Source organism: Actinocrinis puniceicyclus (assembly GCF_018283645.1).
GTDB classification, from domain to species: Bacteria; Actinomycetota; Actinomycetes; order Streptomycetales; family Catenulisporaceae; genus Actinocrinis; species Actinocrinis puniceicyclus.
This window is the reverse complement of sequence record NZ_JAGSXH010000096.1, coordinates 1-23,089: the sequence shown is the minus strand read 5'-3', so window position 1 is coordinate 23,089 and position 23,089 is coordinate 1. Positions and strand designations below refer to the sequence as shown.

The 23,089-nt window shown below is 70.7% G+C and carries 20 protein-coding genes and 1 pseudogene; 7 read left to right on the top strand and 14 right to left on the bottom strand.

The genetic code is table 11. The features are described 5' to 3' along the window. A partial coding sequence (locus tag KGA66_RS21795) for an extracellular catalytic domain type 1 short-chain-length polyhydroxyalkanoate depolymerase (RefSeq protein WP_312887027.1) occupies positions 1–984 on the bottom strand: 984 nt, incomplete at its 3' end. Between the two features lie 335 nt (positions 985–1,319). Between KGA66_RS21795 and KGA66_RS21790 the strand changes: the two genes are divergently transcribed. Together KGA66_RS21790 and KGA66_RS21785 are read left to right on the top strand one after the other, a co-directional pair. Beyond that, entirely contained in the window at positions 1,320–2,360 is a 1,041-nt protein-coding gene (locus KGA66_RS21790; RefSeq protein WP_211470051.1) for a LacI family DNA-binding transcriptional regulator, read from the top strand. Positions 2,361–2,784: 424 nt separating this feature from the next. Beyond that, the gene (locus KGA66_RS21785; protein WP_211470050.1) at positions 2,785–3,279 is read left to right on the top strand and encodes a hemerythrin domain-containing protein; all 495 of its coding nucleotides are present in this window, start codon (positions 2,785–2,787) and stop codon (positions 3,277–3,279) included. Between the two features lie 361 nt (positions 3,280–3,640). Here the strand turns inward: KGA66_RS21785 and KGA66_RS21780 are convergent, their stop codons facing one another. The 9 genes and pseudogenes from KGA66_RS21780 to KGA66_RS21740 form a co-directional block, all read right to left on the bottom strand. Next, the gene (locus KGA66_RS21780) at positions 3,641–4,111 is read right to left on the bottom strand and encodes a DUF6098 family protein (protein WP_211470049.1); all 471 of its coding nucleotides are present in this window, start codon (positions 4,109–4,111) and stop codon (positions 3,641–3,643) included. 33 nt (positions 4,112–4,144) lie between these two features. Beyond that, a complete protein-coding gene (locus KGA66_RS21775) occupies positions 4,145–4,570 on the bottom strand; it encodes a phage holin family protein (RefSeq protein ID WP_211470048.1) in 426 nt (141 codons plus the stop codon). Positions 4,571–4,598: 28 nt separating this feature from the next. Further along, positions 4,599–5,726 carry an NrfD/PsrC family molybdoenzyme membrane anchor subunit gene (gene nrfD / locus KGA66_RS21770; protein WP_211470047.1) on the bottom strand — a complete coding sequence of 376 codons (1,128 nt, stop codon included), beginning with the start codon at positions 5,724–5,726 and terminating at the stop codon, positions 4,599–4,601. Positions 5,727–5,851: 125 nt separating this feature from the next. Next, positions 5,852–6,754, bottom strand: a pseudogene (locus KGA66_RS21765) (4Fe-4S dicluster domain-containing protein); the annotation flags it as partial. Then, on the bottom strand, positions 6,754–10,068 hold the full coding sequence (fdh, locus tag KGA66_RS21760) for a formate dehydrogenase (protein WP_211470045.1): 3,315 nt from the start codon (positions 10,066–10,068) through the stop codon (positions 6,754–6,756). The gene fdh and the pseudogene KGA66_RS21765, both read right to left, overlap by 1 nt. 3 nt (positions 10,069–10,071) lie before the next feature. After that, positions 10,072–10,893 carry a hemerythrin domain-containing protein gene (locus tag KGA66_RS21755; RefSeq protein ID WP_211470044.1) on the bottom strand — a complete coding sequence of 274 codons (822 nt, stop codon included), beginning with the start codon at positions 10,891–10,893 and terminating at the stop codon, positions 10,072–10,074. Between the two features lie 193 nt (positions 10,894–11,086). Then, positions 11,087–12,094, bottom strand: a complete 1,008-nt coding sequence (locus KGA66_RS21750; protein WP_211470043.1) for an SDR family NAD(P)-dependent oxidoreductase — start codon at positions 12,092–12,094, stop codon at positions 11,087–11,089. A gap of 40 nt (positions 12,095–12,134) precedes the next feature. Then, positions 12,135–12,398, bottom strand: a complete 264-nt coding sequence (locus tag KGA66_RS21745) for a hypothetical protein (protein ID WP_211470042.1) — start codon at positions 12,396–12,398, stop codon at positions 12,135–12,137. 303 nt (positions 12,399–12,701) lie between these two features. Further along, positions 12,702–13,979: a trans-sulfuration enzyme family protein gene (locus KGA66_RS21740; RefSeq protein WP_211470041.1), complete on the bottom strand. Its 1,278-nt coding sequence runs from the start codon at positions 13,977–13,979 to the stop codon at positions 12,702–12,704. 58 nt (positions 13,980–14,037) lie between these two features. Here KGA66_RS21740 and KGA66_RS21735 point away from each other — a divergent pair, with 58 nt between their 5' ends. Both KGA66_RS21735 and KGA66_RS21730 read left to right on the top strand, forming a co-directional pair. Further along, entirely contained in the window at positions 14,038–14,592 is a 555-nt protein-coding gene (locus KGA66_RS21735) for an Lrp/AsnC family transcriptional regulator (protein ID WP_312887026.1), read from the top strand. Between the two features lie 59 nt (positions 14,593–14,651). Then, the gene (locus KGA66_RS21730) at positions 14,652–14,984 is read left to right on the top strand and encodes an MmcQ/YjbR family DNA-binding protein (protein WP_211470052.1); all 333 of its coding nucleotides are present in this window, start codon (positions 14,652–14,654) and stop codon (positions 14,982–14,984) included. Between the two features lie 37 nt (positions 14,985–15,021). Here the strand turns inward: KGA66_RS21730 and KGA66_RS21725 are convergent, their stop codons facing one another. From KGA66_RS21725 to KGA66_RS21710, 4 genes are all read right to left on the bottom strand, one after another. Next, positions 15,022–15,912, bottom strand: a complete 891-nt coding sequence (locus tag KGA66_RS21725) for a discoidin domain-containing protein (RefSeq protein ID WP_211470039.1) — start codon at positions 15,910–15,912, stop codon at positions 15,022–15,024. Positions 15,913–16,131: 219 nt separating this feature from the next. Next, entirely contained in the window at positions 16,132–16,551 is a 420-nt protein-coding gene (locus KGA66_RS21720; RefSeq protein WP_211470038.1) for a hypothetical protein, read from the bottom strand. Then, positions 16,535–16,747: a helix-turn-helix transcriptional regulator gene (locus KGA66_RS21715; protein ID WP_211470037.1), complete on the bottom strand. Its 213-nt coding sequence runs from the start codon at positions 16,745–16,747 to the stop codon at positions 16,535–16,537. Before KGA66_RS21715 ends, KGA66_RS21720 begins: the two co-directional genes overlap by 17 nt. Before the next feature lie 225 nt (positions 16,748–16,972). After that, the gene (locus KGA66_RS21710; protein WP_211470036.1) at positions 16,973–18,883 is read right to left on the bottom strand and encodes a glycosyl hydrolase family 28 protein; all 1,911 of its coding nucleotides are present in this window, start codon (positions 18,881–18,883) and stop codon (positions 16,973–16,975) included. Between the two features lie 580 nt (positions 18,884–19,463). Here KGA66_RS21710 and KGA66_RS21705 point away from each other — a divergent pair. The 3 genes from KGA66_RS21705 to KGA66_RS21695 form a co-directional block, all read left to right on the top strand. Next, positions 19,464–20,135, top strand: coding sequence for a GntR family transcriptional regulator (locus tag KGA66_RS21705; protein ID WP_211470035.1), 672 nt, complete (start codon positions 19,464–19,466; stop codon positions 20,133–20,135). Positions 20,136–20,304: 169 nt separating this feature from the next. Then, a complete protein-coding gene (locus KGA66_RS21700) occupies positions 20,305–21,249 on the top strand; it encodes a dihydrodipicolinate synthase family protein (protein WP_211470034.1) in 945 nt (314 codons plus the stop codon). Beyond that, positions 21,237–23,089: IlvD/Edd family dehydratase (locus KGA66_RS21695; protein WP_211470033.1), on the top strand; the 1,853-nt coding region annotated here is incomplete at its 3' end. The genes KGA66_RS21700 and KGA66_RS21695, both read left to right, overlap by 13 nt.

Here is a 23,089-nt window from a genome sequence, read left to right as displayed (position 1 = left end):
GGACGGCGGGGCCGAGGACGGCGGGGCACTGGAGGGCGGAGCACTGGAGGGCGGCGCGCTGCCGTCGAGGCCGAAGAAGTGGATCGCGATGGCGGCCATGCCGGACAGCGGCAGGCTGTGGCCGACGTTGGCGATGCTGTACGCGTCGACCAGCGGGTTGGTGGAGCTGCCGTACGTGGTGTGCGTCCAGCTGCCGTTGATGACGTTCGTGGACGTCGGGGTCTGACTCACCCCGAGTACGTTCGTCCACTGTTTGATGTCCTCGCCGAAGTTGTTGTAGCTCAGCGTGGTGTCCGCGGTGCCGTGCCAGAGCTGCATCCGCGGCCGCGGACCGCTGTAGCCGGGATAGGCGTTGCGCACGTAGTCACCCCAGACCTGCGGGGTGTTGCTGACCTGGCCCTGGGCGCAGGCGGAGTTCCAGCCGTCGACCGTGCCGGTATAGAAGCAGTGGAAGGGCACGCCCATGAACGCCGAACCGGCCTTGAAGACGTCCGGGTAGTCGCCGAGCATGACGTCGGTCAGCATCCCGCCTGAGGACGCGCCGGTGAAGTACACGCGGGACGAGTCGCCGTTGTTGTGCTGCTCGACGTACTGGACCATCGAGATGATGTCGGCGGGGTCGCTGTTGCCGTTGTGGGTCAGCGCGCCGTTCGAGGACACGTCCCAGCACTGCCCGCTGCGGTTGGCGTCGGGGTAGATGACGATGAAGCCGTACTGGTCGGCCAGCGAGGCGAACTGGGTGCCGGAGTAGAACGCCGGTCCGGTGCCCGTGCAGTAATGCGCGGCGACGAGGATCGCCGGGTGTGCCTGCACGCTGTTGGGCACGTACAGGTACATCTTGCTGTTGCCCGGGTTCGATCCGAAGTTCGAGATCTGGACCAGGGAGGCGGCGTGGGCGGGGGTGGCGAGCGTGAGCATCAGCCCGAAGGCCGCGGCCAGGGCCGTGGCGAGGCTCGCTGCCAGCGCTCTGGTTCTCTTCTTCACGGGTCTGTCTCCTCCTTCGAGGAGGTCTTGGTCGAGACGACGCTGTCTGAGACAAGGTGCGCTCGAAGCGGTGGGTGTGCTCCCTGCGCCGAGCGGCCTGTCGCGTACGAGGGCATCCCGGTGTCGGCGCAGTCCACCGGCCTCGAAACTTTCGGTCATCGATATCTCACTGTGAGCGCGTGTGACGGTAGGTGTGCGCACCCTGCTTCGTCAAGACGCAGGTCAAGGTATCTTGAAATGTTCCACGTGAGCGACGGAAAATTTCATGCACAGGGGGTCTGGCGGGGACGGCCGGCGGACCGCTCGGGGAGGACACGCCGACGTATACTGCGGCCGTGACCGCACCGCGACGCGATCCCGAGCCGGCCGGGCAACGCCGCCGCGAGGTGACGGTCGCGGGCATCGCCAAGCTCGCCGGGGTTTCCGCGCCGACGGTCTCCCGGGTGCTCAACGGCAAGTCCGGGGTGGCCCTCGACACCCGGCAGCGGGTCGAGGCGGTCATCCGCGAACACGGTTACCGAAGGCCCGAGGCGGAGGCACCGGCCGCCATCATCGAGCTCGTATTCCACGCCCTGGAGAGCCTGTGGGCGCTGGAGATCATCCGCGGGGTGGAGCGGGTGGCCCGGGAGAACGACCTGGCCGTCGTGCTGACCGAGATGGAGGGGCGGCTCACGCCCGGCCACGCCTGGACCGAGCAGGTGCTCACCCGCCGGCCGACCGGCGTGGTCGCGGTCTTCTCCGAGCTGACCGTCGCGCAGCAGTCGCAGCTGGCCAGCCGGAGTATTCCGCTGGTGGTGCTGGACCCGACCGGCGAGCCGATGCATGAGACCCCTTCCATCGGCGCGACGAACTGGAGCGGCGGGCTGGCCGCGACCCGGCACCTGCTGGAACTCGGCCATCGGCGTGTCGCGATGCTCAGCGGGCCGGTGCAGTGGCCCTGCTGCCGCGCCCGGCTGGACGGTTACCGGGCCGCGATGGAGATGGCGGGCGTGCCGATCGATCCGCAGCTGGTGCGCGTGTCGACCCTCTATGTCGAGGGCGGGCTGCGGGACGGCGCCGCGCTGCTGCGCCTGCCCGACCCGCCGACGGCCATCTTCACCGCGAACGATCTGCAGGCGCACGGCGTCTACGAGGCGGCCCGGCAGGCCGGGGTGCGCATCCCGCAGGAGCTGAGCGTCATCGGGTTCGACGACCTGCCGTTCACCCAGTGGGCCGGTCCGCCGATGACCACGGTGCGCCAGCCGCTGGTCGAGATGGGCGCGGCGGCCGCCGAGATGGTGGTGCGCATCGCCTCCGGCGAACAGCCGCCGTACAACCGTCTGGAGCTGGCGACCGAGCTGGTGGTGCGGCAGAGCACCGCGCCGCCGAACCGGTGATCCGGTGATCCGGCGGCGCGGCCGTCATCGCGTGGTCGGGCTCGCGCCCCTGCGGTGCCGGCGAGGTTCACCCTCATCCGCGGTGCCGTACGAGCCTTGCCGCGGCTGACCGGCGATCAATCGAGCTCTGCGACACTCCCGCCGCAGGCCGGGTCACCAAATGTCATAGAGTGGGCTCGGTGGGGTCCGTGGGCTCGGTGGGCTGCCCTGGCGGCTTGCGGCTGGAGTGTCGTTCTTCGGGCGGAGGCACACGTCTTGTCGGAATTCGGCAAGGTGAGTCGGACCCTGCGTTTTCATGCCGGGCCGCGGCCCAAGACATTTCGAAATTCACGGCAATAGGACCCAAAGGCGGTCATGCTGCATGACAGGTCGTTCACGGGGCACTCGGCTTTCCTGATCACCGGATGGAAAGGGGCGAGCGCCGATGGACGCGATCGTGCTGCTCAAGGACGACCACAAGACCGTGGAGAAGCTGTTCAAGCAGTATGAGAAGGCCGCGAAGCAGGGCCACGAGGGGCAGAACGCCAAGGCCAAGGCGGACCTGGTCGCCGAGATGATCCAGGAGCTGACGACGCACACCTTCATCGAGGAGGAGATCTTCTACCCGGCGGCCAAGGCGGCCGCGCCGGACACGAAGGACCACGTCCTGGAGAGCGTCGAGGAGCACCACATGGTGGCGTGGCTGCTCTCCGAGCTCGGCGGGCTCGACCCGCAGGACGAGAGCTTCGACGCGAAGGTCACGGTGCTGATGGAGAACGTGCGCCACCACGTCAAGGAGGAAGAGGAGGACTGGTTCCCGACGGTGCGCGCGGCGATGGGCCGCAAGCTGCTGCAGGACCTGGGCGAGCAGATGGCCGCGGCGAAGGAGCAGGCGCCGAGCGACCCGCTCAAACTCAGCAGCGCCCGCGCGGGCGTCTGACAGTCACCGCGCCGAGGCATCGGCGGCGCGTCCAGTTCACAAGAGACATGAACCGGACGCGCCGCCGTGTGCTCGATTGCCCGGTCATGAAGTCACGCAACGGCGCGCCACTCTCGCGAAGATCGATCGCAGGTTCTTCGGGAGTAGCAATTTGCCTCGGCGTCGTGGACTTAGTCTCCACCGAGTCACCGAAGGTGAACGGGCTCGCAGGTGACCAGTGTTCCATTGAGCGGCCATACGGTACTGCCGCCTTGCTTGCCTGAAACCTGTCCGCCGTAGCCGAAGTTACCGGCGGTGGAGGCGAACTCGGTCTGTGCATCCCACGCAGGACACAAACTCTGACGAGCTCACAAACCCGAAGTCATTCGTCGACGCGTCCCCGGGGCTCGAACGCCCGCCGGTATCGCCGCTGGGCTTCGCGCACCGCGCTCGGCCCGATCCAGCCGAGCGGCTGTACGTCCACGACCAGCGGCTCGTGATCCGGTCCGTTGCCCACGACGCGCCCGAGCAGCACCCACGGCTGCTGTCGCGGGCGCGTTTCGCCGGGGTCGGCGTACTGGCGCACTCGCCGCGCGATCCAGTCCGCGCTGGGCCGCGTCCACCACGGCTCAGGGGTCAGATTCGTCACGGACAGGCCCGGCAGTTCGACCTGCGACTCGTGATCGACGCTCTTCGACGCGTCGGTCTGCGGCCCGCTCGAAAGGCGCGCGAAGACGTGCTCGTGCGCTATCACCAGGTCCACCAGCGCGTCGAAGTCATCGATGACCGGCAGGCCCTGCGTGCCGGGCTTCGTGTCCGCGCCGCGGCCGCGGCCGCGCCCCGTCTCGCTCACGATGTCTCGCTCATGATCGACTCCCGCTCGTGATCAGGACGGCGCGCCGGGCGGGACCTTGGCGCCCGACACGAACGGCGCGTCTGACGCCAACGGCGCGTCTGACGCGACCGTGTCCTGCCGGTTCTCGGCGAGGGCTTCGGCGGAGGCGTCCGCCGCGTCCTTGATCTTCTTCATCCCGGCCGCCGACATGGCCGCGGCCCCCGCGCCATAGGCGACGGTCAGCGTCACCGCGGCAAGCGGCCTGGGCATCATCGACTCCAGTGCGCGCATCGCGGTCTGATGAGCTGCCGCGACGGCGAGCAGCCCGCACGCGCCGGCACCGGCCAGGAGCACAGCGCCGGCGCCGGCGTCCCGCACGGTGCCGGCCAACTCCCGCGTCAACTGCTCGACCTGCTCACGCACCAGCGCCGTCGTGTCGCGGGTGAGCCGGGTGGCGGCGGCTTCCGTTCCGCTCATGGGGCCACTCCCTTCCGAGCCGTGATGTTCACCGAACTGCGTTCCCTGAACCAGGCGGCGTCGTTCGCTCAGTCGCGCTCGCCCGCGCCAACCGTTCTCGCTGCGGAACGACCGTGTACTTCGGGTCCTCGGCGCTGGCCACCCCGGCCTCGAAAACGCCGAACCGGGTCAGCGCCGATCCCGCGATCAGCGCCGCCCCGGACACCCGCCGCATCAGAGCACTGCGGCGCCCGAGAGCCGCGCCGACCACACCGGCCGTGGTCAGCACCTCAGCCGCCTTCATCAACCGACCCGCCCTGCCCTCGCGATAACACTCGGCGACCAGGCCCATCCGCTCCTGCATCAGCTTGGACCAACCGACCTCCGCCATCCCGGCGATCGCGCCGAGCCGGCGAACGGGCTCCGACTCGTCGGCCGCAGCCGCCAGCAGCCCGAGCCCGCACGCGGCCGCGGTGGCCGACGAGGCGAACACGAAGGGCATCTCGCGGTGTCCCTCGTGCCAGGCAGGCACCGCCGTGTCGGAAACCAGCGCAGCCGTGTACGTGGCCAGTCCCGGACCCAGCGCACCCGCGCCGTAGGCCGCGGCCGCGCCGACCGGACGCAGCACACCGGTCAGCTCGGACGCGGCCGCGGCAGCGGTCAACGGCGCGAAACCCACCAGGATCCACGAGCCGACGCTCATCGGCGAGGTCGGCTTGAACATACGCAGCATGTTGATGAACCGTGCGGGCCGGCCCAGGTCGTGGATCAGCACCGCCAGCGAGAGCCCGGTCGCCGCGGCCGAACCGGTCTTCATCACCCGCGCGAGCCCGGGCCGCCCGCCGGCCTGCGCCGCCGCCGCGATCGTGCCGCCCGCGCCGGCCAGGCCGCCGAGGAACAGATACCCCGCGATGTTCGGGGCCCGCCAGGTCGGCTTGTTCAGGATCGGCCTGCCGTAGTAGGACTCGAATTCGGCGCGCGGGACCATCGGTTCCTCGCGCTTGCCGCCGCCCGTGCGCGGCGCGTGGCCGTTCGGCGCGTGATCGGCGACCGCGGCCGAACCGGGCACCGCCTCGCGGCCCGGCTGCGCCAGAGGTGAAAGGCCCTCGCGGGTGACGGCGTGCGCGCGCCCGCCGCCGTCGCCGGACGCGTTCCGGATCTTGTTCGCCTCGCTCATCGCCCCACGCTCCGCATTCCCAACCCGGCTCCCAACCCGGCTCCCAACCGGGCTCCCAATCCGGCTCCCAGCCCGGCTCCCAGCCCGGCTCCCAATCCGGTTCCCGTCCCGGCCGCCCTGCCCGGCGTCGCGGCGAACGCCGCCGCGACACCGCCGGCCAGCGCCAGCGCGGCCACGCCGACCCGGCGCCACATCTGCGCCAGATCCCGCGTGGTCACCGTCGGGTCCGGCGGCAGCCCGTACACCTCCGGCTCGTCGAGCAGGAGGAAGAACGCGCCGTCGCCGCCGACACCGTCGCCCGGATCGTGCCCGTAGAGCCGCGCCTCGGACATGCCGGAGTCGTGCAACTGAGCGAGCCGTTCATCGGCGCGCGCCCGCAGCTCGTCGAGCGGGCCGAACTGGATCGAGTCCGTGGGACACGACTTCGCGCACGCCGGCTCGGCCCCGACCTGGAGCCGGTCGTAGCAGAGTGTGCACTTCCACATCCGGCCGTCGCCCTGACGCTGATCGATCACGCCGTACGGACACGCCGAAACGCAGTACCCGCAGCCGTTGCACACGTCCTCCTGCACGACGACGGTGCCGAACTCGGTGCGGATCAGCGCGCCGGTCGGGCACACGTCGAGGCACGCGGCCTCGGTGCAGTGCTTGCACACGTCCGAGGCCATCAGCCAGCGCACCGGGTCCCCTCCGCCGGCCGCCATATCAGAGGGTTGTGACCCGTCGGCGACCTGCGCCGGCGTGGTGATCTGCGCGCCCATGGGCCTGCTCTGCTCGATGAACGCGACGTGCCGCCAGGTGTCCGCGCCGAGGCCCTGGGTGTTGTCGTACGACATGCCGGTGAAGACCAGGCCGTCCTCGGGAACCTGGTTCCACTCCTTGCACGCCACCTCGCACGCCTTGCAGCCGATGCACACCGAGGTGTCCGTGAAGAAACCCATGCGCGGCGGCGCCTCGGTGTAGCCGGTGGCGCGCGCCGGGTCCCGGCCGTTGTCGAAGCCTGAGATCTGTACGTCCACGACCGCCATCAGTGCACCTCCATCCCGGTCTGCTCGGTGATCCCGGCCCTGCGGCAGTACGACTCGACCAGATCCCGGCGGGCCCGGCCGATCGGGCGCCGGCCCGGCTGGATGTCCGCCGCGAACGCCTTGTCCTCCTGGATGTGCACGTTCGGGTCCAGGGTGATCGCGATCAGGTCGTTGGCCGAGTCTCCCGTCGAGAGCCCGGACGAACCCCAGTGGAACGGCATACCGATCTGGTGCAGCGTCCGGCCGGCCACCCGCAGCGGCTTCATCCGCTCCGTCACCAGCACCCGCGCCTCGATCGCGCTGCGCGCCGTGATGATGGTGGCCCAGTCGCCGTGCACCAGGCCGCGCTCCTTCGCCAGCTGCGGCGAGACCTCGCAGAAGAACTCCGGTTGCAGCTCGGAGAGATACGGCGTCCAGCGGCTCATGCCGCCCGCGGTGAAGTGCTCGGTGAGCCGGTACGTGGTCGCCACATACGGGAACACCTCGGCGCCGGGCTCGTTGCCGCTGGGCTGGTAGCGGTTATGGTCGCGCGAGTACACCTGCCGAACCGGGCTGCGCTGCTGGCGGTAGAGCGGGTTGGCGACCGGGGATTCCTGCGGCTCGTAGTGCGTCGGCAGCGGCCCGTCGATCAGGCCCGCCGGGACGTACAGCCAGCCCTTGCCGTCGCCCTGCATGATGAACGGATCGGTGCCCGAGATCGCGTCGGCGCCCGTCGCCCCGGCCGGCGGGCGGTAGTGCGGCGACTTGGGCTTCTCGAAGTCGGGGATGTCGTGGCCGCTCCACTGCGCCTCGTCCCGGTCCCACCACACCAGGGCCTTGCGTTCGCTCCACGGCTTGCCGTCCGGGTCGGCGGAGGCCCGGTTGTACAGGATCCGGCGGTTCGCCGGCCAGGCCCAGCACCATTCGGGGCCGAGCCAGTTCTGCTCCTTGCCCGGTTTGCGCCGCGCCGCCTGGTTGACGCCGTCGGCGTAGACGCCGCAGTAGATCCAGCAGCCGCACGAGGTCGAGCCGTCGCCGTTGAGCTGGTCGTAGGCCGCCAGCGGGCGCCCCTCGGCGTCCCAGCCGTTGATCTCGGCGAGCACCGCCTGCGCCTTCGGCTCGTCGAGCGAGCCCTGTACCGGGTAGTCCCAGGTCAGCTTCAGCACCGGCTGGTCGCGCTCGTCGGTCGAACCGTCCAGCCGGGTGCGGATCCTGCGCCCGAGGTGGTACATGAACCACAGGTCACTGCGCGCGTCGCCCTGCGGCTCGACCGCCGTCCAGTGCCACTGGAGCATCCGGTTGGTGTTGGTGAAGGACCCTGATTTCTCGGTGTGCGCGGCGGCCGGGAAGAAGAACACCTCGGTGGCGATGTCCTCGGTGCGCAGCTCCCCGGACTCGATCTCCGGGCCGTCCTTCCACCAGGTCGCCGACTCGATCAGCGAGAAGTCGCGCACCACCAGCCAGTCCAGCTCGGCCATCGCCAGCCGCTGCATCCGGCCGTTGGCCGAGCCGACCGCGGGGTTCTGGCCCAGCAGGAAGTAGCCCTTGCACACGCCGTCCAGCTGCGCCATCACCGTCTCGTAGGTGCTGTGCGAGCCGGTGAGCCGGGGCAGGTAGTCGAAGCGGTAGCCGTTCTCGGCCGTCGCGTCGGCGCCCCAGTACGCCTTCAGCAGGCTGACCATGTACGCCTTCATGTCGCCCCAGAAACCCTGGTCCGCGGACTCGCCCTGCACGTAGGCGTCAAGGTCCTCATGTTCGTGCGCGTGCGGCATCGGCAGGTAGCCGGGCAACAGGTTGAACAGGGTGGGGATGTCGGTCGAGCCCTGGATGCTGGCGTGGCCGCGCAGCGCCTGGATTCCGCCGCCGGGCCGGCCGATGTTGCCCAGCAGCAGTTGCAGGATCGAGGCGGTGCGGATCATCTGCGAGCCGTTGCTGTGCTGAGTCCAGCCGACCGCGTACGCGAACGCGCTGGTGCGCTCGCGGCCCGAGTTGCGCACCAGCGTCCGGCATACCAGCTCGAACAGTTCGCGCGGCACGCCGCAGACCTGTTCGACCATCTCGGGCGTGTAACGCGAGAAGTGCCGCTTGAGGATCTGCATCACGCAGCGCGGGTGCTGGAGCGTCGGATCGGTTTGCGGCTCTCCGTGGATCACGGCGCCGCCGGACCCGTGCGATTCGGAGCGCCCGGCGTGGCTGTGACCGGCGCCCCGGCCGCGCGGGCGGCCGCCGTCGCCTCGCGCCTCGCTTCCGCCGGCCGCCTCGCGGCCGCTGCCCTGCTTCTCCTCGTACTGCTTGTCGCGTTCGCCGGCCGCGGACTGCATCTCCATGCCCTTGTACTGCCAGCCGTCGGTGTCGTATTCGCGCTCGTCCTCGGACAGGCCGCTGAAGACCCCGTCCAGGTCCTCGGTGTCGGCGAAGTCGTCGCGGACGATCGTCGATGCGTTCGTATATGCGAGGACATAGTCGTGGAACCAGGCGTCGTTGCTCAGGACGTGGTTGATGATGCCGCCGAGGAACGCCACGTCGCTGCCGGCGCGCAGCGGGACGTGCACGTCGCTGACCGCGCTGGTGCGGGTGTAGCGCGGGTCCACGTGGATGATGGTCGCGCCGCGCGCCTTGGCCTCCATCACCCACTGGAAGCCGACCGGGTGGGCCTCGGCGAAGTTCGAGCCCTCGATCAGGATGCAGTCGGCGTTCTGCAGGTCCTGCAGGCAGGTCGTCGCGCCGCCGCGGCCGAAGGAGGTGCCGAGACCGGCGACGGTGGAGCTGTGGCACAGCCGGGCCTGGTTCTCCACCTGGATCACGCCGAGCGCGGTGAACAGCTTCTTGATCAGGTAGTTCTCCTCGTTGTCGAGGGTCGCGCCGCCGAGGCTGGCGATGCCGAGGGTGCGGCGCACGCGCTTGCCGTCCTCGCTGTTCCACTGCCAGGTCTCGCGCCGGGTCTCGATCACCCGCTGCGCCACCATGTCCAGCGCCGTGTCCAGCGGGATGCGCTCCCACTCGGTGCCGTGCGGGCGGCGGTAGAGCACGTGGTGCTCGCGCGAGGAACCGGTGGTCAGCTGGAGCGAAGCGGCGCCCTTCGGGCACAGCCGCCCGCGGCTGACCGGGGAGTCGGGGTCGCCCTCGATCTGGATGACCTTGTCGTCCTTCACGTACACGTTCTGGCCGCAGCCGACGCCGCAGTACGGGCAGATCGACTTGACGACCTTGTCCGCGGTGTAGGTGCGTGGCAGCAACTCGCCGGTCCTGCGGCTGCGGGCGGCGGCGCCGCGCCCGGTGCGGTCGCTTCCGGTCAGCTGGCGCAGCACCGGCCACGGCAGGTTGGCGATGGACATGGTTCACCCGGCCTTTCCGGTGGAGTTCGCGAACGCGGACCGCGCGGCTTTGAAGCGGCGGCCGGCCTGCGCGCGCTCCTGCTCGCCGACGCGTTCCCGCAACTGCCCGAGGACGCCGTCCTCGAAGGCGACGTGCTTGCGCAGCGCGCTGGTCAGCTGCTTGACCAGCCGGTCGAGTTCGTCCGAGGCGGGTTCGGCCGCCTCGATGCGTCCGAACAGCTCCTGCGCCTCGTGTTCTTGCCGCGTGGCGCGCCGGGCGAGGCTTCCGCCGCCGGGCAGCCGGTCGCGCACCAGCGGCCAGAGCACCTCTTCTTCCGCGTGTTCGTGGGCGGTGAGGATCGCGCGCAGCAGCCCGAGCACGTCGGTGCGTCGGCGCAGGTCGTCGAGCAGGCCGCCGGCGGACGCGCCGGGCAGGGTCTGCAACTGGAGCTGAAGGTGCCGGGCCTGACCGTGCTCCTGTCCGATCACGTCGATCAGGTCTTCGGTCTCGACGGTGACCGGCGGGGGCGCCACCCCGTGCGCGGCCCACGCGGCCCGCAGCGCGGGATCTGCCAGCGCGCGTCGGCGGATCCACGCCTTGGTGTCCTCGGCGGTGCCCTCGTCGCGCTGCGGCGTGGTCGATTCGGGATGGCTCAGCTGCTGCGTGCTGGTCGGCAGCGCCCCTGGACGTTCGTCGGCCTGCGGCCCCGGCGCGTCGCCGCCGTCTGCGGGCAGGCCGGTGGCGATCAGGTAGGCCAGGCCCGGCGCCACCCCCAGCCGCCGGCCGATCTGCGGATAGCTCAGGCCCGAATCCACCAGGTCGAGGATGGATTGACGAGTCGCCATCGACGCGCTCCTCTCGCCGTTTCGCGCACGATCCGCCTTGCCTACGCCTTGCCGTGACCCGCCCGCGTGGGGCGGACGGGTCCGGCCTGCGGCGCGATCGTCTACCCGGTACCGGGACGGAAATGCACGCCCCTTTTCGGTCGGCGCTGTCGCGGTCGGCGCTGCCCGGTCGGCGCTGTCCCGGTCCATGGGTTCACGACGCGGCGCCGTGCCGCACCTGGTTGAGTCGTCGCGCGGCTCGGTCGTTGAGCGCGGTCACCGCCCCGACGACGCGCGAGTCGAGGAGCTTGGCGGCGTGTGAACCGACATCGGTGTGGGACGCGCTGCCCGCCCCCGCCTCTCGATCCACGCCGAAGCCGTCCTGCTGACCGGTCTGCGCCGCCGTGCGCAGCACGCGCGCGGCCAGCGTGAGCAACCTCGTGGTGGTCGCCGGCGCGAGGCCCTGCATGCGGACCGCGACGTGTGCCGCGGCGCCGAGAATGATCTCCGGCCGCCGACGCTCGGCCGCGCGGACGACGGCGCGCGCGGCCCGCTCGGCGTCGATGGACAGCAACGGCAGGCCCGCCGCCGCGGCGAACCACGCGTACTCGCGCGGCGTGTTTCCACGAAACTGCGCGCCGAGATGGGAACCGGTGCGCATCAGGCCGGGGACCACCGTGGTCACGCTGATGTGATCGGCCGCGAGTTCCGCGCGCAGCCCCGTGGAAAGTCCCGCGAGCGCGAACTTCGCGCAGTCGTACGGCAGCAGGTGCGGCGCCGCGATCCGGCCGCCGAGCGAGCTGATGTTCACGATCGTGCCGCCGCCGCCGGCCCGCATGATCGGCGCGGCGGCGAGTACCAGCCGCAACGGTGCGAAGAACATCGTCTCCATGGCGGTGCGGAAGTCCGCCTCCTGCATCGAGGCGAGCGGACCGACCTGGATGACGCCGGCGTTGTTCACCAGCACATCCAGCCGGCCGTAGTGCGTCTGCGCCTCGGCGATCAGCCGCTCGGCCGCGTTCTCGTCCGTGACGTCGCAAGGTATCGCGTAAACCTCGGCGCCCTGGTCGTGCAGCTTCCACGCGGCCTGATCCAGCGCCGCCGGATCGCGCGCGCAGATCAGCAGCCGCGCTCCGCGGCGGGCCAGTTCGCCTGCGATCGCGAATCCCAGGCCACGCGAGGCCCCGGTCACCAGCGCCGTCGCACCGTCGAAGCGGTTCATCGCTCTTCACCTTCCAGCCCGGTCGGCACCGCGCGGCCGCTCAGCGCGGCATCGCCGAGACGATCGCCAGGTACTCGTCGTTCGTCACGTTCACCGCGAGCGCGGGCGTGCCCTCCGAGGCCAATTCGACCCCCGGCACGACGAACACCGTGCCGTTGCGGTGCTCATCGATCCAGGCGCCGACCTCGTCGGTGTGCAGGCTCGGCAGGTGGACGTCCTCCCAGACCAGGCCCTCCGGCACGACCTCGTCCGGACCGGCCGCGATCACCGAGACGACGGGGTCGTGCAAACGCGGTACATGCATCCCGGCCTCCTGTACATGAAATGCTCGACTCACTTGTCGCTCGTCGCTCGTCGATCAAGCTTGTCCCGGATAACCAGGGACGTCGTGGGCATGCATGGATTCGATCGTTCGCCTACGCGGCCGCACCGCCGGGCGGTTGGGCTAAACTCGGCCCTTGATCGACGGGAGCTCGGCGACGGCAGTTGGGAGGTTTCTTCGTGCTCTTCCTCATTGGGCGGTTGATCAGGATACTGAAACGACGCAAGAACCGCGCAGGCTACTGACGAGCGGACGGGCCGGCCGGACGCATCGCCGCCGACCAGGTCACGCGGCTGCGCGAAGCGCCCGGTCCAGGTCGTCCCAGAGGTCTTCCACGTCCTCCAGGCCGACCGACATCCGCAGCAACCGGTCGCTGATCCCGTTCGCGGCCCGGGCCTGTGGATCCAGGATGTGGTGGCTGATCGAGGCGGGGTGCTCGATCAGCGTGTCGACACTGCCGAGGCTGACCGCGGGAGTGATCAACCGGACCGCGCCGATCGCCGCGTGCGGGTCGCCCACCGTCTCGAAGGAGACCAGAGCGCCCCCGCCGGCCATCTGCCCCGCGGAACGCCCGTGGCTCAGCCCCGGGTAGTACACGCGGCTGACGGCCGGGTGTCCGGCAAGCCGCTGCGCGAGCACCGCCGCCGTCGCCGAGGCCGTGTGCACGCGCAACGGGAGCGTGGACAGCCCGCGCAGCAGCAGGTAGCCCGCCAGCGGATGCAGCACCGCCCCGGTGAGGAAGCGCACCTGTCGCAATACCCGTGCATGCTCCTCATCGCACGCGACTACGCCGCCGAGCACGTCGCCGTGGCCGCCGAGGAACTTGGTCGCGCTGTGCAGCACGAGGCGCGCGCCGTGCCGCGCCGGCTGCTGGAGCACCGGGGTGGCGAAGGTGTTGTCGGCCAGCAGCGGCACCGGGGCGACGGCCTCGGCCAGCGCGCGCAGGTCCACCTCGGTCAGCAGCGGGTTGGCTGGACTTTCGACCATCACGAGCCCGGTGTCGGGCCGCAGCGCCGCGGCGGCCTTCTCCGGTTCGGCGAAGGTGACCTCGGTGCCGAGCAGGCCGCAGCCGAGCAGGTGATCGGTGCTGCCGTAGAGCGGCCGCACCGCCACGACGTGGGGTTTCCCGGCGCCGACGGCGGCCAGCAGACACGCCGAGAGTGCGGCCATCCCGCTGGCGAACGCCACCGCCGCTTCGCAGCCCTCGAGTTCGGCGAGCGCGTTCTCGAACCGGGCGACGGTCGGATTCCCGATCCGCGCGTAGACCGGCGGTCCGGGCGGCACTTCGCCGGCGCCGAAGGCGTCCAAGCGCTCCGCTTCGCCCCGGCTGTCGCGGGACGGATACGTGGTCGACAGGTCGAGCGGCGCAGCGTGTAAGCCGAGGTCCGCCAGGTCGTCGCGTCCCGCGTGCACGGCTCGGGTCGCGAGCGCGGCGTGCCGCGGGGGCGGGAGTGCGGTCCGGGTCTCGGTCTGCGTCTCAGGCTGCGTCTCAGGCCGGGTCTCGGTCTGCGTCTCAGGCTGGGTCTCGTGCGTCCGGGGTGGGGTGGTCCGGGGCGGCGTCATGGCACCTCATGGTTGCCAGAAGACCGGTATTCGGCCATGGATCCCGTATCTTGTTCGGGTGAACGCCGAGAACGCGCGACTGGATCCGGTGGACGTCGCGATCCTGCGGGAGTTGCAGAACGACGGCCGGATCGCGAACAAGGACCTCGCGGCGGCCGTCGGCATCGCCCCCTCGACCTGCCTCGACCGGGTCGCGCGACTTCGCCGCGTCGGGGCGATCACCGGCTACTCGGCGCGGGTCGGCGCCGCGGCGATCGGCCGCCCGATCGAGGCGCTGCTGGCCGTGCACGTACGCCCGCACGCGCGCCCGTTGGTGGATCCCTTCATCGCGCACGTGCTCGCGCTGCCGGAAACCCGCTCGCTGCACCACACCAGCGGGCCGGACGACTTCTTCGTGCACGTCGCCTGCGCCAGCGTGCAGCACCTGCAGAGCCTCGTGCTCGACCAGTTCACCGCGCGGCCCGAGGTGGCCCGGCTCCAGACGCACCTGATCTTCGCCACCTGGGAGGGCAGCCCGCTGCTGCCGCACGACGCCGCTGACCGCGTCGCCGGCACGCGGCACACCGACAGGCGTCGCGGGGGCCGCGACGAGGCCGGAGGCACGAAGCCGTGACAGCGAGCCCCGATACCGCGGGCGAGGCGCTCGGGCGTCTGCGCGCCCTGTGCCTGGCCATGCCCGAGGCCGTCGAGCGGCTCAGCCACGGGGAGCCGACCTGGTTCATCGGGGGCAAGAAGACCTTCGCGACCTTCAGCGACCATCATCACGACGACCGCGTCGCGTTCTGGTGCCCCGCGCCCGTCGGCGCGCAGGCACATCTGATCGCCGCGGACCCGCTGCACTACTTCCGGCCCCCGTACGTCGGGCACCGCGGCTGGATCGGGGTGTACCTCGACGTCCCGGTCGACTGGGCGGAGATCGGTGAACTGGTCCAGGAGGCGTACCGGACGGTAGCGCCCGCGAGGCTCATCCGGCGGCTCGACGAAGGGCCGGGGAACGGCGCGTAGCGCCGAGCCGCGCGGACGGCCTTGCGGCGGGCAGTACTCAGACCGGCCCGGCGCTCGGCGTGCCCTGATTCGGCGTGCCCTGATAACGCCAGTGGTTGTGCTCTGACAGCAATGCGCCGTCCGCGTCGTGCAGTTCGAGCGAGAGCAGGTGTGTCACCGGCAGGTATCGCGGCCACGGCACGACCAGCGACGGCGCGATGGATAAGGGTTCGATGGTGATTCCGTGGTGCTCGGCATGGTTGAGCAGGCCACCGAAGGGCTCGTACACGCGCGCGACGACGCTCGCCGCGGTGACGCGCATTGCGGTGTGGTTCACCGCGTACACCTGCCAGGTGGCCCCGTCGAGCTGCGTGTGCAGCGGCTCGCAATAGCCGCCCGGGCACTGCGGCAGCGCCGCACCGAAGTCCGCCCGCTGCGGCGCGAAAGGATCATCGACGGTTTCGGGCTCGGTCCACCGCACGCCGTCCGCGCAGACGGCGACGCGGACCGGGCCGTCGAGCACGCCGTCGCGGTCCGGCATGAGGCAGACCCGGTCAAAGGACATTGATTCGCCCAGATCGATCCGCAGCCACGGGCTCGGATCGCGGGCCGCCGGCGACCAGCGGGTGCCCGGATTGCCGTCCACGACCGCGGCGCAGCCGGCACCGGAGCCGCTCACCGGCCTGCGCACGGCGAGATCGACGGTCGGCCGGGAGCTGTCGGTCACGGACAGGGTCCTGATGCAGAGCGGATCGCCCTCGGCGCCCTGCGGCGCCAGTGTCACGCGGATGTAGCGGGCCCGCTGCCGCGCGAACGTGACGATCCGCGGCGCGGCGACGCCCCGGAGCACCCGGCGCCCGCGGCTCGGCACGGCCGTGTCGGCGGCCGAGCGCGCGGCCTCGGCGGGAGCGATGGGTCGCACGGTCTCGCCCGAACGAGACAACGGCATGGTGCAGGCCCTACCCTTCGGGGTATGACAACGTTGTCAGAGGCATCCTCGCCATCGGCTCGGACAGGGCCAAGCCTAGCCGCGGCGCGCCAGCACGGATGCTGGATTAACAAGGTTTACATAACGATTTGACCTCGACTCATGCCGGATACAGGACCCTGACGTGGGCGGATACCGCACCGCGGCGAGCGGGTAAGAGCCCCGTCCTGGACCGGCCGGCTACTGGCGCACCCGCTGCACGAGCACCGCGAAGATGTAGGTGACTCCCGCGATCGCGCCCAGCCACGTGTACGGGGCACCCGAATGTCCGCGCCCCAGCTCGACGAACGCGCCGATCAGCACCGCGACGATCAGGGCGAGACCCGCCGCCGCGGTCGCGCGCAGGTCGATGCCGGTCAGCCGCTCGTCGCGATGGTCCATCAGGCCACGTATGGTCTCGCTGCGGCGGGCGGCGAGCACCAGGCCGGCGGCGAACAGGAGCATCATCGCCATCAGCACCACCCCGAGCACCGGCCGGCCGCCGGCGAAGGCGGCGACCAGATAGGCGATGCCGCCGAGCGCGGCGACGGCAGGGGTGAGCCAGAACAACAGGTTGTGCTTACGCCCAAGGCCACGGGCGGCGCTATCGCTCTGCGACATGGAAGACCTCCTCGACGGTGGTTGCGAAGAACCTGGCCAGCGCGATGGCCAGCGCGAGCGAGGGGGTGTATCGGCCGGTCTCGATCGAGTTGACGGTCTGCCGGGACACCCCGAGTGCGGCGGCCAGGTCGGCCTGCGAGAGGTTTTCGGCGACCCGCAGTTCCCGCACCAGGTTCCCGGTGACCACCAGTTCCATCGGCTCGACACCCCGCCGTTCGTCGGTCGCGCGCCCACCCGCATGTAAAGCTTGCTTGACATCACCAGTGTCGCCTCACGCGCACGTGATGTCAAGCTCGCTTTACATGGCACACCGCGTGGCGGCTTCGGTCGAGAAACCGAAGCCGCCACGCGGTGAATCCTTGCGTGGTCAGCCGCCGCACATCCGGCGGATGGTGTCAGGCGGCTGTGTTCACCTGTCCCGCTACAGTGCCGGGTAGCCCGGGAAGCTGCACGACGGAACGCTTCCGCTGCCGGAGATGTTGCTGACGGTCACCCCGGTGCCGGAGGCGGTGATGTTCGAGTTGTAGAGCCCGATGTTCGCGTACTGGGCGCTGGTGCCGGTCGCGTCGAGCCTGACGTTCTCCAGCTTCAGGCCCAGCTTGTGGCTCGAGTCGTAGCCGTCGAGGATGGATTTGGCGCTGGAGGCGGAGTTGACCGACACGACGCCGTTGAGGGTGATGCTCGCGAAGTTCGGGATCGCCGAGCCGTTGCCGCTGGAGTAGTTCGGGTCCATCACGATCAGATCCTTGACACCGGTCATGCAGATGTTCTGGTAGGTGACACCGGAGACGGTGCCGCCGACGCTGGAGTCGCTCTTGACCCGGATGCCGTTGTTGCTGGTGCTGGTGATACCGCCGGTGTCGGTGCCGGCCAGGGTGTCGTTCAGGAACGTGACGTTGCTGACGCCGCCCGCGGTCTGGCTGCCGATGGAAAGCCCGTGCGTGCCCCAGCAGTGCGTGTTCTGCACGGTGATCTGGCTGGTGAGCGAGCCCGCGTCGGACTTGACCGCGATGCAGTCGTCGCCGTCCTGGATGTACGAGTCGTTCACGAGCACGTTGGTGGTGTTCTCCGGGTCCACTCCGTCGGTGTTGCGCGAGTTGGACGGGGTCTTGATCCGGATGCCCCACACCGTGATGTTGCTCCCGCCCTTGAACAGCGCGTGGTACATCGGCGAGTTGATCAGGTTGATGTCATAGAGCGTCAGGCTGCTCGCGCCGTTGCTCTGGATCAGCTTCGGGTTGTTCTGGGAGCCGCCGCTCTTGGCCGCGGTCGCCAACTGCCACCAGGTCTCGCTGGTGTTCAGCATGTCCTGGCCGCCGCGGCCGTCGATGGTGCCCTGGCTGCCGGAGGAACTGCGGGTGCCCATGATGCCGGCGCCGGAGCCGCTGAGGGTGATGAACGGGTTGCAGCCGTTGTCGCTGGAGGCGATGGTGCCGCAGGTGTTCTTGCCGGAGATCTGGTAGTTCGCCGGGTTGCGTGAGGCGTAGAGCGTCACGCCGGAGTCGACGAGCAGCACCTCGTTGCCGCCGATGCTCAGCGGCCCGGACAGGAAGGCGGCGTTGCCGCCGTTCGCCTTCAGCTCCACCGCCTTGCCGCTGCCGGCGCAGCTGTTGAGCGCGGACTGGAGGCGGGAGGTGTCCGGCGGCGAGGACTCGGCGCTGGAGGAGAACAGTTCGTTGCCGGTGGCCAGGTTCGCGCTGAGCGCCTGGCAGGTGCCCGGCACGCTCGGCTGCCCGGGCTGAGTCGGCGAGGAGGACGGGCTGGCGGACGGGCTGGCCGAAGCGGACTTCGACGGCGACGCGGAGGGCGAGGACGACGGCGACGGGGTGGGGGTCGGCGTCGGTGAGGAACTGGACGCCGACGGCGAGGGGCCGCCGCCGCTGCCGTTGCACGAGGCGCCGTTGAGCGTGAACGCGGTCGGGTCGGTGTTCGTGCCCGTATACGTGCCGGTGAAGCCGATGGATGTGCCGGCGCCGGTGGCCAACGCGCCGTTGTAGCCCGCGTCGGTCACGGTCACGTTCTGGCCGCTCTGCGTGAAGGTGCCGTTCCAACCGCTGCTGACCTGCTGGCTGCCGGGGAAGGCGAAGGCCAGGGTCCAGCCGGTGATCGCGGAGCCGTTGTTGGTGATGGTGATCCCGGCCTGGAATCCGCCGGGCCAGCTGTTGACCACCGAGTACGAGACCGTACACGGCGAGGTCGCGGCGGTGGCGCTGACCGATACCGCGGTCAGGCCCGCGGCGGCCAGGGCGGTGACGCCGGCGGCGGCGGCCAGCGCCCGGCCCGCCGGGCGGCGCGCGAAGCGGGGGACTGTGTCTGGGCTCGTTGGTCTCATCGCGATCCTTTACGGCCTTGGGGGAGCGAGATCGGTGGCCGCCACCCTCTGAACGGCCGCGCGAAGGCGCGAGCGAAGCGGCGCCGTAGCACGGCGCAATGTAGAACGGCGGCCGGGGTCGGGCAACAGACTGCACCGGGCGTCACGACCCGCGGTAACCCACGAACCCTGATCTAGCGTCCGTGGAAGCCGTCGAACCGCGTCGAACGCTCAGGTGGGTGCGCCGCCGGCCGCGGCGCCTCGGGAATCGTTGCTCATCGAAACTTTCAGTGACCGTTGACGCACACTCATGTGACGGATACGTTCCATCGCACGTCATATATGAGACCTCGGATCTGGTCCGAGCGCGCGCGGGCCGAGGCCCGGGGTGTCGTGGCGCCGCACCACCCTTGAGCCCGCGCGGGCGGTCGTGTCCTCACCCTCAATCAGGACCGGCCGCCCGCGCGGGTTCTTCGCCGACGGCTGCGGCTGGGGTATTGACCTGTGCGGCGCGCGGGCGTAGCTTCTCCCGCGCATCGTATACGAAATATCCCATGATAGATCTTGGTCGGCCGCACCCGGTCGCACCGAACGGAGCCAGATGTCGAACACGGTCGTGCCCTCGGTCTCGGTGCCCTCGCGCACCGAGGCGGTGCTCGACGCGCTCAAGCACGCCATCCTCACCGGCGGGCTGCCTCCCGGCCAGCCGCTGATCGAGAACGACCTGGCCGCGCAGCTCGGCGTCTCCAAGACTCCGGTACGCGAGGCGCTCAAGACGCTGGCCGGCGCCGGCCTGGTGACCATGAGCCCGTACAAGGGCGCCATGGTGCGCACCGTGGACGACGCGCTGGCCCACTCGGTCTACGACATCAGGCTGCTGCTTGAGCCGGAGGCGGTACGCCGCGCCGTCGTCAGCGGCGCGACCGCGGCCTCGCACCGGACGGCCGCCGCCGACGCGCTCGACCGGGCCGACGCGTGCACCGACCGGGCCGACCGCTCGCTGGCCAACCGGGAGTTCCACCGCGCGCTGTACCTCGGCTGCGGCAACGACCTGATGGTCGGCATCCTCGACGGGCTGCGCGACCAGACCGCGCTGGTCTCCGCTGTGGTGTGGAACCGCACGCCCAGCTGGGAGCAGGAGGCCGCCGAACACCGGGCGATCCTCGACGCGGTCCTGGCCGGCGCGGCCGACCGGGCCGCGGTGCTGCTACGCGAACACATCGCCGCTTTCGTCGAGCGCAATTTCAGCCCCGGGCCGCGGACCGCGCAGTGAGGGCCGCAGCCGAACCGCAGTGATCCGAACCGCAGTGACAGCAACGCGCCGCGAACGGCGGACCGGCCCGCGGCAACGGACCGGACCGCCTCTCAGTCCACACGCTGCGCACCGCACCTGAGATGAAGCGGATGACTCCGCTCCCGCAGAGAACGAAGCATGCGACCTGATGATGACAGATGATAGAGGCACGGCCGCCCCGGGATTCGAACGCGCCCGCGCCGCGCTGAGCGGTGTCGTCGCCATCCCGGTGACCCCCTTCGCCGCGGACGGCGGGATCGACTGGGACCAGCACGGCGCCCTGCTGCGCCGGCTGGTGGGCGGGGGCATCGGCGCGGTCACACCGAACGGCAACACCGGTGAGTTCTACACCCTCGACCCGGCCGAGGCCCGGCGCGCGGTGGAGAACACGGTCAAGGAGGTCGGCGACCGGGCCGCGGTGATCGTCGGCGTCGGGCTCGACACCGCAAGCGCCATCGCGGCCGCCGCGCACGCGCGCGAGTGCGGCGCGCAGATGGTGATGGTGCACCAGCCGGTGCATCCCTACATCTCCGGCGAGGGCTGGACCGAGTACCACCGCACCATCGCCGACGCAGTGCCCGAACTCGGCGTCGTGCTCTACATCCGGGACGCGCGGGTCGGCGGCGAGCAGATCGCCCGGCTCGGCGAGCTGTGCCCGAACGTGATCGGCGTGAAGTACTCGGTGGCCGACCCGGTCCGGTTCGCCTCGGTCGCGTACGACGCCGGACGCGACCGGTTCGTCTGGGTGGCGGGTCTGGCGGAGCTCTCGGCGCCCGGCTACTTCGCGCTGGGAGCCTCCGGATTCACCTCGGGCCTGGCGAACGTGGCACCGGTGGTGTCCCTGGAGATGTACCGGCTGCTGGCGGCGGGCGACCACCGCGGCGTGCTGGAGGTATGGGACCTGATCCGCCCCTTCGAGCAGCTGCGCGCGGCGGATTCGGCGGCCGACAACGTCAGCGTGGTCAAGGAGGCGCTCGCGCAACTCGGCCTCTCGCGCCGGGACGTGCGCCCGCCCTCGCGCACGCTGCCGGGACCGCTGCGCGACCACGTCGAGTCGATCCTGGCGAACTGGGGTGCGCGATGGCAGTTCTGAACGCCGCCGCGCACGACGCGCCCGAGGCGGCGTCCGCATCCGCGTCCAGGCCCGCGGCCGTATCCGTATCCGTATCCGTATCCGTATCCGTATCCGTATCCGCGCCGGAACCCGGGTCCGAACCCGTGCTGCGCAGCGCGGCCTGGTTCGGCGAGGGCGAGACCGGCGGCCACCTGCGGGCGTTCAGCCACCGCTCGCGGATGAGCCAGCTGGGCTATCTGCCCGAGGAACACCTCGGCAAACCGGTCATCGCCATCTTGAATACGTGGTCTGACATCAACCCGTGTCACATGCACCTGCGCGAGCGGGCCGAGGCGGTCAAGCGGGGAGTGTGGCAGGCCGGAGGCTTCCCGCTGGAGTTCCCGGTCTCCACCCTGTCCGAGACCTTCCAGAAGCCGACCCCGATGCTCTACCGCAACCTGCTGGCGATGGAAGCGGAGGAACTGCTGCGCTCGTACCCGGTGGACGGCGCGGTGCTGATGGGCGGCTGCGACAAGACCACCCCGGCGCTGATCATGGGTGCCACCAGTGCGAACCTGCCCGCGGTGTTCGTGCCGGCCGGACCGATGCTGCGCGGGCACTACCGTGGCGAGACCCTCGGCAGCGGCACCGACCTGTTCGGGTACTGGGACGAGCACCGCGCCGGGCGGATCGGCGACTGCGAACTTGCCGGGGTCGGCCGCGGCCTGGCCCGCTCACCCGGGCACTGCATGACGATGGGCACCGCGTCGACCATGACCTGCGTCGCCGAGGTGCTCGGCGTCGCACTGCCCGGCTCGGCCTCCATCCCCGCCGTGGACTCCGCGCACCACCGGATGGCCGCATCGGCCGGCATGCGCGCGGTGGCGCTGGTGCGCGAGGGCCGGGTCATCCGCGACTACCTGACCCGGGAGTCCTTCGAGGACGCGGCCGCCACCGTCTTCGCGCTCGGCGGTTCGACCAATGCCCTGATTCACCTGGTGGCGATGGCCGGCCGCGCCGGAGTCGAACTGAGCCTCGCCGACTTCGACGCGATCTCCCGCCGCGTGCCGGTACTGGCCAACGTCCGTCCCGGCGGCGAGTACCTGATGGAGGACTTCTACTACGCCGGCGGCCTGCCCGCGCTGCTCGCGGAACTGGCCAAGGCGCCCGGGGCGCTGCACCCGGACCGGCCCACGGTCGGCGGCGCCACCCTCGGCGAACACCTGGCCGGGGTCGAGGCGAACAACCGCGAGGTGATCCGCACCGTCCAAGAACCCTGCGATCCCGAGGGCGGACTGGCGGTCCTCGGCGGCAACCTGTGCCCGGACGGCGCGGTCATAAAGTACATCGCCTCGCGCAATCCCGCGCTGCTCAAGCACACCGGCCCGGCGGTCGTGTTCGACTCCTACCGGCAGTTGCGGGAGGACATCGACGACCCGGCCCTCGGGATCACCCCGGAGACGGTGCTCGTGCTGCGCGGCGCCGGACCGATCGGCGGGCCGGGCATGCCCGAGTACGGCATGCTGCCGATCCCGAAGTACCTGCTCGAACAGGGCGTCACAGACCTGGTGCGCATCTCCGACGCGCGGATGAGCGGCACCAGTTACGGCACCTGCGTCCTGCACATCGCGCCGGAGTCACACGTCGGCGGTCCGCTCGCGCTCGTGCGCACCGGCGACCCGATCAGCCTCGACGTAGGTGCCAGAACCCTGACTCTGGACGTGCCCGAGGAGGAACTGGAGCGCCGCCGCGCGCAGTGGCGCCGCCCGCAGCCCCGCTACCAGCGCGGCTACGGCGCGCTGTACCAGGACCACATCACCCAGGCCAACCACGGCTGCGACTTCGACTTCCTGGCCCGCCCCGGCCACGACCCGCAGCC

Excerpts from the sequence above, each read along its gene's own strand:
- nrfD (WP_211470047.1), bottom strand. The coding sequence starts at position 5,726 with ATGAGCGAGGCGAACAAGATCCGGAACGCGTCCGGCGACGGCGGCGGG.
- KGA66_RS21755 (WP_211470044.1), bottom strand. The coding sequence starts at position 10,893 with ATGGCGACTCGTCAATCCATCCTCGACCTGGTGGATTCGGGCCTGAGC.
- KGA66_RS21710 (WP_211470036.1), bottom strand. The coding sequence starts at position 18,883 with ATGAGACCAACGAGCCCAGACACAGTCCCCCGCTTCGCGCGCCGCCCG.
- KGA66_RS21775 (WP_211470048.1), bottom strand. The coding sequence starts at position 4,570 with ATGAGCGGAACGGAAGCCGCCGCCACCCGGCTCACCCGCGACACGACG.
- KGA66_RS21740 (WP_211470041.1), bottom strand. The coding sequence starts at position 13,979 with ATGACGCCGCCCCGGACCACCCCACCCCGGACGCACGAGACCCAGCCT.
- KGA66_RS21705 (WP_211470035.1), top strand. The coding sequence starts at position 19,464 with ATGTCGAACACGGTCGTGCCCTCGGTCTCGGTGCCCTCGCGCACCGAG.
- fdh (WP_211470045.1), bottom strand. The coding sequence starts at position 10,068 with ATGTCCATCGCCAACCTGCCGTGGCCGGTGCTGCGCCAGCTGACCGGA.
- KGA66_RS21700 (WP_211470034.1), top strand. The coding sequence starts at position 20,305 with ATGATGACAGATGATAGAGGCACGGCCGCCCCGGGATTCGAACGCGCC.
- KGA66_RS21785 (WP_211470050.1), top strand. The coding sequence starts at position 2,785 with ATGGACGCGATCGTGCTGCTCAAGGACGACCACAAGACCGTGGAGAAG.
- KGA66_RS21745 (WP_211470042.1), bottom strand. The coding sequence starts at position 12,398 with ATGCATGTACCGCGTTTGCACGACCCCGTCGTCTCGGTGATCGCGGCC.
- KGA66_RS21725 (WP_211470039.1), bottom strand. The coding sequence starts at position 15,912 with ATGCCGTTGTCTCGTTCGGGCGAGACCGTGCGACCCATCGCTCCCGCC.
- KGA66_RS21730 (WP_211470052.1), top strand. The coding sequence starts at position 14,652 with ATGCCCGAGGCCGTCGAGCGGCTCAGCCACGGGGAGCCGACCTGGTTC.
- KGA66_RS21750 (WP_211470043.1), bottom strand. The coding sequence starts at position 12,094 with ATGAACCGCTTCGACGGTGCGACGGCGCTGGTGACCGGGGCCTCGCGT.
- KGA66_RS21715 (WP_211470037.1), bottom strand. The coding sequence starts at position 16,747 with ATGGAACTGGTGGTCACCGGGAACCTGGTGCGGGAACTGCGGGTCGCC.
- KGA66_RS21720 (WP_211470038.1), bottom strand. The coding sequence starts at position 16,551 with ATGTCGCAGAGCGATAGCGCCGCCCGTGGCCTTGGGCGTAAGCACAAC.